13 protein-coding genes are annotated in these 12990 nt (G+C 71.5%); 1 reads left to right on the top strand and 12 read right to left on the bottom strand.

Annotated elements, in window-relative coordinates; translation table 11 throughout:
- Window positions 1-138 precede the first annotated feature (138 nt).
- The 7 genes from ACZ4VT_RS08795 to rpsB form a co-directional block, all read right to left on the bottom strand.
- Window positions 139-1221 carry a thiamine ABC transporter substrate-binding protein gene (locus tag ACZ4VT_RS08795; RefSeq protein WP_467947830.1) on the bottom strand — a complete coding sequence of 361 codons (1083 nt, stop codon included), beginning with the start codon at window positions 1219-1221 and terminating at the stop codon, window positions 139-141.
- A gap of 253 nt (window positions 1222-1474) precedes the next feature.
- On the bottom strand, window positions 1475-2590 hold the full coding sequence (gene rlmN / locus ACZ4VT_RS08790) for a dual-specificity RNA methyltransferase RlmN (RefSeq protein ID WP_327416677.1): 1116 nt from the start codon (window positions 2588-2590) through the stop codon (window positions 1475-1477).
- A 152-nt stretch (window positions 2591-2742) separates the two neighbouring features.
- Complete coding sequence (locus tag ACZ4VT_RS08785) at window positions 2743-3819, bottom strand: phosphatidate cytidylyltransferase (protein ID WP_467947828.1); 1077 nt, start codon at window positions 3817-3819, stop codon at window positions 2743-2745.
- Window positions 3819-4376: a ribosome recycling factor gene (gene frr / locus ACZ4VT_RS08780; RefSeq protein WP_031144133.1), complete on the bottom strand. Its 558-nt coding sequence runs from the start codon at window positions 4374-4376 to the stop codon at window positions 3819-3821. Before frr ends, ACZ4VT_RS08785 begins: the two co-directional genes overlap by 1 nt.
- Window positions 4377-4460: 84 nt before the next feature.
- Entirely contained in the window at window positions 4461-5240 is a 780-nt protein-coding gene (gene pyrH / locus ACZ4VT_RS08775) for a UMP kinase (protein ID WP_030016384.1), read from the bottom strand.
- A 162-nt stretch (window positions 5241-5402) separates the two neighbouring features.
- On the bottom strand, window positions 5403-6239 hold the full coding sequence (gene tsf, locus ACZ4VT_RS08770; protein ID WP_030718538.1) for a translation elongation factor Ts: 837 nt from the start codon (window positions 6237-6239) through the stop codon (window positions 5403-5405).
- A 135-nt stretch (window positions 6240-6374) separates the two neighbouring features.
- A complete protein-coding gene (gene rpsB / locus ACZ4VT_RS08765) occupies window positions 6375-7304 on the bottom strand; it encodes a 30S ribosomal protein S2 (protein ID WP_467947826.1) in 930 nt (309 codons plus the stop codon).
- Between the two features lie 249 nt (window positions 7305-7553).
- Here rpsB and ACZ4VT_RS08760 point away from each other — a divergent pair, with 249 nt between their 5' ends.
- Window positions 7554-8063: a M23 family metallopeptidase gene (locus ACZ4VT_RS08760; protein ID WP_467947825.1), complete on the top strand. Its 510-nt coding sequence runs from the start codon at window positions 7554-7556 to the stop codon at window positions 8061-8063.
- A gap of 9 nt (window positions 8064-8072) precedes the next feature.
- On the opposite strand, the gene ACZ4VT_RS08755 is transcribed toward ACZ4VT_RS08760, so the two are convergent.
- The 5 genes from ACZ4VT_RS08755 to ACZ4VT_RS08735 all read right to left on the bottom strand — a co-directional run bounded on the left by ACZ4VT_RS08755 (window position 8073) and on the right by ACZ4VT_RS08735 (window position 12918).
- Window positions 8073-8630: a TetR/AcrR family transcriptional regulator gene (locus tag ACZ4VT_RS08755; protein WP_467947846.1), complete on the bottom strand. Its 558-nt coding sequence runs from the start codon at window positions 8628-8630 to the stop codon at window positions 8073-8075.
- Window positions 8631-8682: 52 nt separating this feature from the next.
- Window positions 8683-9519 carry an RNA polymerase sigma factor WhiG gene (whiG, locus tag ACZ4VT_RS08750; RefSeq protein WP_467947824.1) on the bottom strand — a complete coding sequence of 279 codons (837 nt, stop codon included), beginning with the start codon at window positions 9517-9519 and terminating at the stop codon, window positions 8683-8685.
- Between the two features lie 239 nt (window positions 9520-9758).
- Window positions 9759-10916, bottom strand: a complete 1158-nt coding sequence (gene dprA / locus ACZ4VT_RS08745) for a DNA-processing protein DprA (protein ID WP_467947822.1) — start codon at window positions 10914-10916, stop codon at window positions 9759-9761.
- Entirely contained in the window at window positions 10913-12547 is a 1635-nt protein-coding gene (locus ACZ4VT_RS08740) for a YifB family Mg chelatase-like AAA ATPase (RefSeq protein WP_467947821.1), read from the bottom strand. Before ACZ4VT_RS08740 ends, dprA begins: the two co-directional genes overlap by 4 nt.
- Window positions 12547-12918, bottom strand: a complete 372-nt coding sequence (locus tag ACZ4VT_RS08735) for a YraN family protein (protein WP_362809013.1) — start codon at window positions 12916-12918, stop codon at window positions 12547-12549. Before ACZ4VT_RS08735 ends, ACZ4VT_RS08740 begins: the two co-directional genes overlap by 1 nt.
- Between the last annotated feature and the right edge of the window lie 72 nt (window positions 12919-12990).

The raw sequence follows: 12990 nt of genomic DNA, 5'->3' as shown, positions 1-12990 counted from the left end.
GGGAGAGAAAAAAAACCCAAAAAAAGACGGGGGGCAAGACCAGAGGGGCAACCCGCACCGCGTTCCCCCGCCCGCGCGGGGGGGGGCGGGGGCCGGGCCCCCCCCCCCCCCCCCCCCCCCCCGACCCCGTGGTACCGCCTACTTCACGACGAGCGAGGTCCATGCCTTGACCCACTGCTCACGGTTCTTGGCGATGGTCTCGGGAGCCACGTTCTCCGGCTTCTCGACCACCACTCCGTGCTTCGTGAACAGCTCCGGCAGGGCAGCGTCCTTCGTCACCGGGTTCACGAACATCTGAAGCGGCATGTCCTCCTGGAACTTCTTGCTGACCAGGAAGTCCAGCAGGGCCTTGCCGCCCGCCTCGTTCTTCGCGCCCTTCAGCAGGCCGGCGAACTCGACCTGGCGGAAGCAGGTGCCGGTGGCGACGCCCGTCGGGGCCTCGGCCGGCTGCGGCTCGCCGTACAGCACCTCGACCGGCGGGCTGGAGGCGTAGGAGACGACCAGCGGGCGGTCGCCCTTGGCCTTCTTGCCGCCCGCGGAGCCGGAGAACCGCTCGTTGTAGGCCTGCTCCCAGCCGTCGACGACCTCGACGCCGTTGGCCTTGAGCTTGCTCCAGTAGTCCTTCCAGCCCTCCTCGCCGTACTTGCCGACGGAGGCGAGCAGGAAGCCGAGGCCGGGCGAGGAGGTCGCGGCGTTCTCGGTGACCAGCAGGTTCTTGTACTCGGGCTTGACCAGGTCGTCCAGCGTCTGCGGCGGGGCGATCTTCTTGTCGGCGAAGTAGGCCTTGTCGTAGTTGACGCAGATGTCGCCGGAGTCGATCGGGGTGACCCGGTGCTCCTTGTCGAGCACGTACTCGGGCTTGACCGTGTCCAGGCCCTTGGCCTCGTACGCCGTGAAGATGCCGTTGTCGAGGGCGCGCGAGAGCAGGGTGTTGTCCACGCCGAAGAACACGTCGCCGCGCGGCGAGCCCTTCGTGAGGATCTCCTGGTTCAGGGCGGCGCCGGCGTCGCCGGACTTCAGCACCTTGACGGTGTAGCCGCTCTGCTGCTCGAACTCCTTGAGGACCGTGGCGGTCACGTTGAAGGAGTCGTGGGAGACGAGCGTGACGGTCTTGTCGGTCGTGCCCGCTGACTTGTCGTCGGAGTCGCCGCACGCGCTCAGCGTGGTGACGCCCAGCGCGGCCGCGAGCGCGGCGCCCGCGATCTTCTTGGTGGTGCTCACTGGTGAATTCCTCCTGGGATGTCCAGGAGAAGACGCGGCCCTGCCCGGCGCTCTGTGGGAGCGGACGCCGGGCAGGGCGCAACAGCTTGAGTGGTGACCGAACTTCCTACCCCGAATGACCGGGGCGAGGTTCAGAGGGTCTGCGGATGACGGATACCGCACTCTCAGCGCTGTGGCGCTCCCCTGTCGGAATATGAAATTGGTTCGGCCACAGGGTACCCCGTGGCCGAATATGACCTCCGCTGACCGGAACCTAGCGCTCCGAGGCCGCGAGCTGGCCGCACGCGCCGTCGATCTCCTGGCCGCGGGTGTCGCGCACGGTCACGGGCACGCCGTGGCGGGCGATGGCCTCCACGAAGGCCTTCTCGTCCTCGGGCCGCGAGGCGGTCCACTTCGAGCCGGGCGTGGGGTTCAGCGGGATCAGGTTGACGTGGACGCGCTTGCCCTTGAGCAGCTTGCCCAGCAGGTCACCACGCCAGGCCTGGTCGTTGATGTCGCGGATCAGGGCGTACTCGATGGAGATCCGGCGGCCGGACTTCTCCGCGTACTCCCAGGCCGCGCCGAGCACCTCGCGGACGTTCCAGCGGGTGTTCACGGGGACCAGGGTGTCGCGCAGCTCGTCGTCGGGCGCGTGCAGCGAGACGGCGAGACGGCACTTGAAGCCCTCGTCGGCGAACCGCAGCATGGCCGGGACCAGGCCTACGGTGGACACGGTGATGCCCCGCTGCGACAGGCCCAGGCCGTCGGGCTCGGGGTCGGTGAGCCGGCGGATGGCTCCGACCACGCGGTTGTAGTTGGCGAGCGGCTCGCCCATGCCCATGAAGACGATGTTCGACAGCCGCGCCGGGCCGCCGGGGACCTCGCCGTCGCGCAGCGCGCGCATGCCGTCGACGATCTGGTGCACGATCTCGGCGGTGGAGAGGTTGCGGTCGAGGCCCGCCTGGCCGGTGGCGCAGAAGGGGCAGTTCATGCCGCAGCCGGCCTGCGAGGAGATGCACATGGTGACCCTGTCGGGGTAGCGCATCAGCACGGACTCGACGAGCGTGCCGTCGTGCAGCTTCCACAGGGTCTTGCGGGTGGTGTCGTCGTCGCACGAGATGTGCCGGATGACGTTCATCAGGTCCGGCAGCAGCTCCTGCTGGAGCTTCTCCCGCGAGCCCGCCGGGATGTCGGTCCACTCGGCCGGGTCGTGCGCGTAGCGCGCGAAGTAGTGCTGGGAGAGCTGCTTGGCCCGGAACGGCTTCTCGCCGATCGCGGCGACCGCCTCGCGGCGCTCGGCCGGGGTCATGTCGGCGAGGTGCCGGGGCGGCCGCTTCGCTCCGCGGGGCGCGACGAAAGTGAGCTCACCCGGAACGGGACGGGGGGCCATGCGGTACTCCTCAGTACGACGAGGTGGGGGGCACCCCGCGCGTGCAGGGCCGGTCCGCGGCTCGGCCGCGAGACGGAAAAGGCGCGCCGCGTGGTCGCGGCGCGCCTTCCAGGATAACCCGGGCGGATCGGCCCGTGCCCACACCAGCCGTGTCAGCCCGTGCCCACGAAACCGGCCAGCAGCAGCCACACCACCGGGGCGGTCGGCAGCAGCGAATCGAGCCGGTCCATGATGCCGCCGTGGCCCGGCAGCAGGGTGCCCATGTCCTTGATGCCCAGGTCCCGCTTGATCATGGATTCGCCCAGGTCGCCCAGGGTGGCGCTGACGGCGACCGCGAGGCCGAGCAGGAGGCCCTGCCACCAGGCGCCGCCGTCGATCAGGAACTCCATGCACAGCGCGCCGGCCGCCATCGCGAAGGCCACCGCGCCGAAGAGCCCCTCGCGGGTCTTTCCGGGGCTGATGCGCGGCGCGAGCTTGGTCTTCCCGAAGCGCCAGCCGACCGCATAGGCCCCGGTGTCGCTGACCACGGTCAGCAGCAGGAAGGTGATCACGCGCTCGGCGCCGTCGTCGGCGGTGAGCAGCATCGCGACGAAGGTGGCCAGGAAGGGCACGTAGAACGCCGCGAAGGCGCCCGCCGTGACGTCCTTGAGGTAGTCCTCGGGAGGTTCGGTCATCCGCCACACCAGGACCGCCAGCACGGTCAGGGCCATGGCGACCCAGGCGCCCTCGGCCCCCCGCACGTACCCGGCGATGACCATGGCCGCGCCGCCGACCGCGAGCGGGACCAGCGGGGCCTTGATGCCCTTCTTCTCCTGCAGCCGGGAGGTCAGCTCCCACAGGCCCACGACGACCGCGACGACGATGACGCCGACGAAGACCGCCTTGACGATCAGCAGCGAGGCGAAGATCACCGCGCCGAGACCGACACCGACCCCTATGGCGGCACGCAGGTCCCGGCCCGCGCGCTTCTTCGGCGGCGGAGGCGAGGCGTCCTGCGGCTGCGGGGCATGCGGAGGCGGGGGGCTGGGCATGGGCTCCTGCGGCGGCGTATCGGCGCGGAAGAGGGGGCCGCCGTCCAGGGCGGCCCCCCGATCGCGTGCTTCCCGGTCGTCGAAGTCACGGCCGGCGGCATCGGGCACGATGGGCATGGGCCGAGTGTGCGGGCCCACCTGCGCATCGTATGCGGGACCCGCCGGAACCGGCTCCGGCTGCCAGGAAGTGTCGTTCATCAGACTTCGAGGAGCTCGGCTTCCTTGTGCTTCAGGAGCTCGTCCACCTGCGCGACGTACTTCGCGGTGGTGTCGTCGAGCTCCTTCTCCGCGCGACGGACCTCGTCCTCGCCGGCTTCCTTGTCCTTGACGAGCTTGTCGAGAGCGTCCTTGGCCTTGCGGCGCACGGCGCGGATGGAGACCTTGGAGTCCTCGGCCTTGGTGCGGGCGACCTTGATGTACTCCTTGCGGCGGTCCTGCGTCAGCTCGGGGAAGGTCACCCGGATGATGCTGCCGTCGTTGCTCGGGTTGACACCGAGGTCGGAGTCGCGGATGGCCTGCTCGATGTTGCGCAGGGCGCTCTTGTCGAACGGGGTCACGATCGCCATGCGCGGCTCGGGCACCGAGAAGGACGCGAGCTGGTTGATGGGCGTGATGGCGCCGTAGTAGTCCGCCACGATCTTGTTGAACATCGCCGGGTGCGCACGACCGGTGCGAATCGCGGCGAAGTCTTCCTTGGCGACGACGACGGCCTTTTCCATCTTCTCCTCGGCCTCGAGGAGGATCTCTTCGGTCACCACGTGCTCCTGCATGTCTTGAATGGATGGTTCAGGCGGGCGGGGCCGGCGGGGCCGGTCCGGGCTCGGTCCGGCGCGGACCGCTCAGGCCCGGGTTTCCTGGTCGCTGACGAGCGTGCCGATCTTCTCACCCTTGACGGCGCGGGCGATATTGCCCTCGGCGAGCAGCTCGAACACGAGGATCGGCAGCTTGTTGTCGCGGCAGAGCGTGATCGCGGTGGCGTCGGCGACCTTGAGGTCGCGGGAGAGGACCTCGCTGTACTCCAGCGCGTCGAACTTCACCGCGTCCGGGTTCTTCTTCGGGTCGGAGTCATAGACCCCGTCGACGCCGTTCTTGCCCATGAGCAGGGCCTCGGCGTCGATCTCCAGGGCACGCTGGGCGGCCGTGGTGTCGGTGGAGAAGTACGGCATGCCCATGCCCGCGCCGAAGATGACGACGCGGCCCTTCTCCAGGTGGCGCACGGCACGCAGCGGGATGTACGGCTCCGCGACCTGGCCCATGGTGATGGCGGTCTGCACGCGGGAGTCGATGCCTTCCTTCTCCAGGAAGTCCTGGAGGGCGAGGCAGTTCATGACGGTGCCGAGCATGCCCATGTAGTCGGACCGTGCCCGGTCCATGCCGCGCTGCTGGAGTTCGGCGCCGCGGAAGAAGTTGCCGCCGCCGATCACGACGGCGATCTCCGCGCCGTCGCGGACCACCGCGGCGATCTCACGCGCGATGGCGTGGACGACGTCGGGGTCGACGCCCAGTCCTCCGCCACCGGAGAAGGCCTCGCCCGACAGCTTCAGCATGAAGCGGCGGCCCTTCTTGTCCTGGTCGCTCTTGTCGTCGGATGCGGTGTGGGGGTCCACGCCCTGATTCATGGAGATCTCCTCGTGCACATACGAAGAAGGCCATTGCCGGTGGGTCCTTGCGGTTCCCTCTACGGCAATGGCCTCCTCGTCAGATCTGCGGTCGCCTCGCGCAAGCGCGGACGACTGCTTCAGACCCTACCGGGGTCCGGTGTCCGTCGCGTACGGACGGACTCAGATGCCGACCTTGATGCGGGTGAAGCGCTTCAGGGTGACACCGGCCTCGTCCAGAACCTTCTGGACGGACTTCTTGTTGTCCAGGGCGTACGCCTGGCCGAGCAGCGTGGCGTCCTTGAAGAAGCCGTTGACGCGACCCTCGACGATCTTCGCGATGGCAGCCTCGGGCTTGCCCTCCGCGCGGGTGACCTCTTCGGCGATGCGACGCTCGGACTCGACCTTCTCGGCCGGGACGTCCTCGGCGGACAGCCACTGCGGGGCGAACGCGGCGATGTGCTGCGCGACGCCGCGGGCGACCTCGGCGTTCTCCTTGTCGAGCTCGACCAGGACGCCGATCTGGAACGGCAGGTCGGGCATCGTGCGGTGCATGTACGCGGTCACGTAGCCGCCGGTGAACTGCGCGAAGCGGTCCAGGACGATCTTCTCGCCGAGGTTGGCGTTGGCCTCGTCGACGAAAGCGGTGACGGTCTTGCCGGGCTCGATCTCGGACGCGAGGAGCGCCTCGATGTCGGCCGGGGAGGTGGCGGCCACGTGGGCGGCCAGCTGGTTGGCGACGGCCAGGAACTTCTCGCCCTTGGCGACGAAGTCGGTCTCGCACTTCAGCTCGACGATGACACCGGAGGTGTTGTCGTCGGCGATGAGGGAGACGACCGCACCGTTCTCGGCAGAACGGCCTTCGCGCTTGGCGACGCCCTTCTGACCCTTGATGCGGAGCGCTTCCTGGGCCTTGTCGACGTCACCGTCGGCGTCCACGAGCGCGTTCTTGCAGTCCAGCATGCCGGCGCCGGTGAGCTCGCGGAGCTTCTTGACGTCAGCGGCGGTGTAGTTCGCCATGAGTCTGTGATTCTCTCTCGAAGTCGTAGATCTACGGGTGAACGGCGGAGGTGCCGCGCTCGTGGCGCGGCTCCCCCGCCGTCATCGTCCGTGCTGTGAGTGCCCGGCGCGTGAACGCCGGGCGCTCTCAGTGGGTCAGGCCTGCTCGGCGTCGGCGGCCGGGGCGTCGGCGGCCGGAGCCTCGACGACCTCGGCGGCCGGGGTGACCTCGGCAGCGACCTCGGCAGCAGCGTCGGCGTCCACCTTGGCGGCGTCGACGTCGGCGGCCGGGGCCTCCTCAGCCTTCTTGTCGCCCTCGAGCAGGTCGCGCTCCCACTCGGCGAGCGGCTCGGCGGCGGCCTTCTCGCCCGGCTTCGAGTCGCCGGTCGCAGCGCCGGAGCGGGCGATGAGGCCCTCGGCGACGGCGTCGGCGATCACGCGGGTGAGCAGGGTGACGGAGCGGATCGCGTCGTCGTTGCCCGGGATCTTGTAGTCGACCTCGTCGGGGTCGCAGTTGGTGTCGAGGATCGCGACGACCGGGATGTGGAGCTTGCGCGCCTCACCGACGGCGATGTGCTCCTTCTTGGTGTCGACGATCCAGACAGCGCTGGGGACCTTCGACATCTCGCGGATACCACCGAGGGTCTTCTCCAGCTTGGTCTTCTCGCGGGAGAGGACCAGGAGCTCCTTCTTGGTGAGACCCGAGGCGGCGACGTCCTCGAAGTCGATCGCCTCAAGCTCCTTCAGACGCTGAAGGCGCTTGTAGACGGTGGAGAAGTTGGTGAGCATGCCACCCAGCCACCGCTGGTTGACGTACGGCATGCCAACGCGCGTCGCCTGCTCGGCGATGGCCTCCTGCGCCTGCTTCTTGGTACCGACGAACATGATGGAGCCACCGTGCGCGACGGTCTCCTTCACGAACTCGTAGGCACGGTCGATGTACGACAGCGACTGCAGCAGGTCGATGATGTAGATGCCGTTGCGCTCCGTGAAGATGAAGCGCTTCATCTTCGGGTTCCAACGGCGGGTCTGGTGACCGAAGTGGACGCCGCTTTCCAGCAGCTCCCGCATCGTGACGACGGCCATGGCCATCTCCTTGGTTTCTCGGTTTGGTTCCTGACGCCCCGCCGCGCCCTGCCCCATGAGGGACCGAGAGACGCTTTCACCTGGCCCTTTCGGGCTGGTGCTGGGGCGTGCGAAGTCGACCCGGTGACCCGGATCGCCACAAGAAGTGTACGGGACCCGGCGGTATGCCGGGTGACGCCGTTGTCCACAGCGCCCGGACCGTCCACAGGCCCGCCCCCGGCCCCGTACGGGCGCGGGACGCTACGGCCCATGACGACCTTGCTGCTCAGCCTGCTCCTGGCCCTGGCCCAGACGGTCCTTCCGGGGCCCGCCACCGGGCCCGCTCCCGGCGTCCGCCCGCTGCCCGCGCCGCTGAGGGTGGCCCGCTGGTGGGACCCGCCGCCGACCCCGTACGCGGCCGGGCACCGCGGCGTGGACCTGTCCGCCCCGGTGGGCGCGGAGCTCCGCGCGGTCGGCCCCGGCCGGGTCCACCACGCCGGGCTGGTCGCGGGCCGCGGGGTGCTCTCCCTGACCCTCCCCAACGGCCTGCGCACGACCTACGAACCGGTCCGCCCGCTGGTCACGGAGGGCGAGGAGGTCACGGCGGGCCAGGTGGTGGCGGTCCTGACGGAGGGCTCCCACTGCCCGCGGCCCTGCCTCCACTGGGGCCTCCTGTCGGGCGAGACCTACCTGAACCCGCTCACCCTCGTCCCCCACCCGACGCCCCGCCTCCTGCCGGACCCGGCCCCCGCCGGCATCCCCGGCCCCGCCGGGGCATGAGGCGACCCTTCAGCCGCGCACGCCCCGCAGGGCCATGGCCACGGCCGCCTCCGCCACGACGGCGGGATCCTCCGCCGCGCCGAGCTCGATGCGGCGGACCGCCGCGTCCACGACCCCCTGCAACAGCATCGCCGCGAGGCGCGGCTCCGGCTGCCCCAGCCCGGCCAGCGCCTCGACGATCATCGCGACCAGTCCCCCGTGCGCCGCACGGATCTTCTCGCGCGCCCCGGCGTCCAGCTCGCTCGCCGAAATGGCCACCACCGCCCGGTGCCGCCGGTCCCCCACCAGCCCCAACTGGCTCCGCACGTAGGCCTCGATCTTCGCCTCCGGCGACTCCGCCCGCTCCATCGCCGCCTCGATCTCGGCGGCCCACACGGGGAAGTCCACCGCGCACAGCTCTTCGACGACGGCCGCGCGGGAGCGGAAGTATTCGTACACGGAGGACCGGGCGAGCCCGGTCCGCTCCGCCAGGGCGGGGAAGGTCAGCGCCTCCGTCCCGCCTTCGGACAGCAGGGAACGCGCGGCGTCCAAGAGGGCGCCGCGCTGCATCGACCGGTGCTCGGCCACGGAGGCCGCTCGAATCCTGGGCACGCATCCACTCTACGGACGTGGCGCAAGCTCACCGTCCTACATCCGCCAACTTCGCGCGCAGCTGCAGGACGGACTTGGTGTGGATCTGACTGACCCGGCTCTCGGTGACGCCCAGCACGTTCCCGATCTCGGCGAGCGTGAGGCCCTCGTAGTAGTAGAGGGTCACCACGGTCTTCTCCCGCTCGGGCAGTGTGTTGATGGCCCGCGCCAGCAGGCGCCGCAGTTCGCGGTCCTCCGCCACCTCCACCGGGTTGTCGGCGGCGGTGTCCTCCAGGGTGTCCATCAGCGAGAGGCGGTCGCCGCCCTCGCCGCCGACGTGCAGCAGCTCCTCCAGCGCGACCACGTTCGCGAGGGACAACTGGCTGAAGACGGTGTGGAGATCCTCCACCCCGATGCCCATCTCCCCGGCGACCTCGCTCTCCGTCGGGGTGCGCCGCAGCTGGGCCTCCAGCGTGGCGTAGGCCCGTTCCACGGCCCGCGCCTTCTGCCGGACCGAGCGGGGGATCCAGTCCAGTGCCCGCAGTTCGTCGATCATGGCGCCGCGGATCCGGGTGATCGCGTACGTCTCGAACTTGATCGACCTGTCGATGTCGAACTTCTCGATGGCGTCGATCAGCCCGAAGACCCCGGAGGAGACGAAATCGGCCTGCTCCACATTGGGGGGCAGACCCACGCTGACGCGGCCGGCGACGTACTTCACCAGCGGCGAGTAGTGCAGGATCAATTGCTCCCGCAGCCGCTCGTCACCCGATTCCTTGTACGAGCGCCACAGCACCTCCAGGGACGAGGGCGCGGTGGACCGCACGCCGCCGCGGGCAGCGGGGGGCACCGCAGCGCGGTCGGACCCTGAGGTGTGCTGGGGCATGCTTCGCCTTTGCCGGAGCCGGATTCCTTGGGAGCGTAGCGTGACGGAAGTGTCGCGGTGCGCGAAGAGTACGGGATGGCGCGGGGGCGCAGGCGCGCCCCGGCTCGCACGCGCCGCCCGGGACCGGCGCCGTGCGCACGGTCCCGGCGGCTGCCATCGGGAAGACCGCGTCTCTCATCGGTTTCACTCTTTCACCGGAACTCCCCAGGTCAACGACCGCCTCGCCGGGTGGACCGCGTTTATATGTCCCCTCCAGCAGTTTGTCTGCTCAACTGCCAGCCGTCGCCCTGCCGTTCGACGAACCCCAGAGAGTGAAGTTCGTACAGTCTGCCGATGACTTCATCGGTGCCGGTGCCGGAGGCAAGTGCCAGCTCCGCCGCGTTTGCCGGGCGTCCGGCCGGGAGCGCTTCGAGCACCCGGGCGGTCTCCCGGTCCAGCAGGTCCCGGGCGAGCACCGGGCCGCGCCGCTCGGGAGCCAGCTCTCCCATGGCGCCCACCAGTTCGACGACTTCCGCCGCGTCGGTGACGAGCGCGGCCTCGCCCCGCAGCAGTTCGTGCACCCCGGCCGAGAGTCCGCTGGTGGCGGGCCCCGGGATGCCCATCGTGATCCGTCCGAGCTGCTGGGCCCGCCGGGCGGTGACCAGGGAGCCGCTGCGGTGGGCGGCCTCCACGACGACGGTGCCCCGGGTGAGGGCCGCGATGACCCGGTTGCGCAGGACGAACCGGCTGGGGGTGGGGTGGCTGCCGGGCGGCAGCTCCCCGAGGATCAGCCCCTGGCCGGCGATCCGGTCGAGCAGCCCGGTGTGCCCGCGGGGGTAGGCGACGTCCACCCCGCAGGCCAGCACCGCCGCCGTCGCCCCGCCCGGGGCGAGGGCCCCGCGGTGGGCGGCGCCGTCGATCCCGAACGCGGCCCCGGAGACCACGACCCAGCCCCGCTCGGCGAGCCCGGCGGCCAGGGTCTGGGCCATGTGAGCGCCGTATGGAGTGCAGGCCCGGGCCCCGACCACGGCGACCGAACGCAGCGCCCACGTCCGCAGGTTCGGCCGGCCCCGCAGCCACAGCCCCACGGGGCGGGCGTCGCCGAGGTCGTCGAGCTGGGTCGGCCACTGCGCCGATCCCGGGAACACGAACCGGCCTCCCGTCGCGGCGGCCTGTTCGAGGTCGCGCCGCGGATCGGCCAGCGCCGCCCGTCTGCGGTATCCGGCGAGCCGCTCCGGTCCCACTCCGGCCGGGACCTCCGATCCCGCCTCGGGGCCGGTGAGCAGCCCCATCAGCCCGACCGCGCCGTGCTCGCGCAGCCAGCGCCCGCCGTGCTCGTCCCCGGGCTCCAGCACCCGCGTGAGCGCCGCCCGCGCCAGCAGTTCCGCTTCCGCCGCCCCTTCCCCGGCGCCGGTCATGTCCCGCCTCCCGCCACCGGGATCGCCCCGCGGGTGATCCCGGTCCGCAGCTCCAGTGCCACGGCCACGTCCAGCGCGTCGGGCCGGTCCCGCCCCCGCAGGTCGGCCACGGTCCAGGCGACCCGCAGGACCCGGTCCAGCCCGCGCGCGGTGAGCAGCCCCCGTTCCAGCTCGCGCTCGGCCTGCGCCAGTGCACCGGGGCCCGCCTGCCACCGGGTCCGCAGTTCCTGTCCGGGCACTTCGGAGTTGAGCCGCCAGGGGGTGTCGGCGAGCCGGGCCGCCGCGCGCTCCCGGGCCTCCCGCACCCGCTCGGCGACCACGGCGGTGGCCTCTCCCCGCCCACCCTGTCCCAGCAGATCGGAGCGGGTCACGGGCTCGACCTCCACCCGCAGGTCCACCCGGTCGAGCAGCGGCCCGGACAGCCGCGCCTGGTAGCGCCGGATCACCGAGGGCGGGCATTCACACCCGGCTCCCAGCAGGGTGTGGCGCCCGCACGGGCAGGGGTTCGCGGCGAGCACCATCAGGAACCGGGCCGGCAGCCTCACCACCCCGGCCGCGCGGGCGATGACCACGTGTCCCGATTCGAGGGGCTGGCGAAGCGCGTCCAGGGCCCGGCTGTGGAACTCCGCGGCCTCGTCCAGGAAGAGCACGCCGCGGTGGGCCAGGGAGACCGCCCCGGGCCGGGGGACTCCGCTCCCGCCGCCCACCAGGGACTGCATGGTCGCCGAATGGTGCGGTGCGCAGTACGGCGGCCGGGCGACCAGCGGTTCGCCGGGCGGGAGGATGCCCGCGACCGAGTGGACGGCGGTGACCTCGACCGAGTCCTGGCGGGTGAGCGGCGGCAGGATCCAGGGCAGCCGCTCGGCCAGCATCGTCTTGCCCGCGCCCGGGGGTCCGCTGAGGAACAGGTGGTGACCTCCGGCGGCCGCCACCTCCAGGGCGCGGCGCGCCCGGTGCTGCCCGGCCACGTCGGCGAGGTCGGGGAAGTCCGCGGCGTCCCCCCGGCCCGGGCGGCCGGCGGCGAGACCCGTGCCCAGCCCCGCACCGGGGACGAGCAGGCCGGCCAGTATCGGATCGGGGCGCCCCGGCGGTTCGGGCGGATCCTCCTCGGGGACCACCCCGTCGGTCAGGACGGCGATCAGCTGGCGCAGGCTGCGCACGCCGAGCACCGAGACGTCCGGCACGAGGGCGGCCTCGGCGGCGCACTGCTGCGGCACCACCACCTGCCGGTATCCGGCCTCCGCCGCGGCGAGGACCGCGGGCAGGATGCCGCGGACGGGACGCACCCGGCCGTCCAGTCCCAGCTCCCCGATGAGGACGAGGTCGGCGATGGCGCCGGGGTCGACCACCTCGGCGGCCCCGAGCACCGCCGCGGCCACGGCCAGGTCGAATCCGGCGCCGGACTTCGGCACGGAGGCCGGGCTGAGCCCGACGGTGAGCTTCTTCTGCGGCCAGGCCGCACCGGAGTTGACCACGGCCGCCCGCACCCGGTCCCGGCTCTCGACGAGGGTCTTGTCCGGCAGCCCCACCAGAGTGAAGGCCGCGACCCCGGGCTCCAGATCGGCCTGGACCTCGACCACCACCCCGTCGACGCCGACCAGGGCCACCGAGCAGGCGCGCGCGAACCCCATCAGGCCACCCCCCTGACGTGTTCCACCAGGGGAGCGCCGCGCCGCGGCAGCAGGACGCCGACGAGGTCGATCCGCACGCCGCCCGGGGGTGGACCACCGTGGTCGGCGAGCCACCGCCCGGCGAGCCCCCGTAAGCGCTCGGCCTTGGCCGGGCGCACGGCGGCCATGGGATGCTCGAAGTCACCTGCCCGGCGGGTCTTCACCTCGCACACGACGAGGGCGTCCCCGTCCCGCGCGACGATGTCGATCTCCCCGCCGCGGCACCGCCAGTTCCGCGCGATCACGGTCATCCCGGCCTCGGTCAGCCGGCGCGCCGCTAGATCCTCGCCGTACCGCCCCAATGCCTGCTGTGCCACGCCCTTCGCGTTCATCCGGCACCACCTCCGGCACCGACGGTCCCGCGTCCCCGCCCACCTTGTGGATCTTGGTGGACAAGCCGGCCG

The organism is Streptomyces sp. NPDC029164, assembly GCF_055563995.1.
The sequence above is the reverse complement of the archived record's forward strand: the minus strand, read 5'-3'. Positions and strand labels throughout refer to the sequence as shown.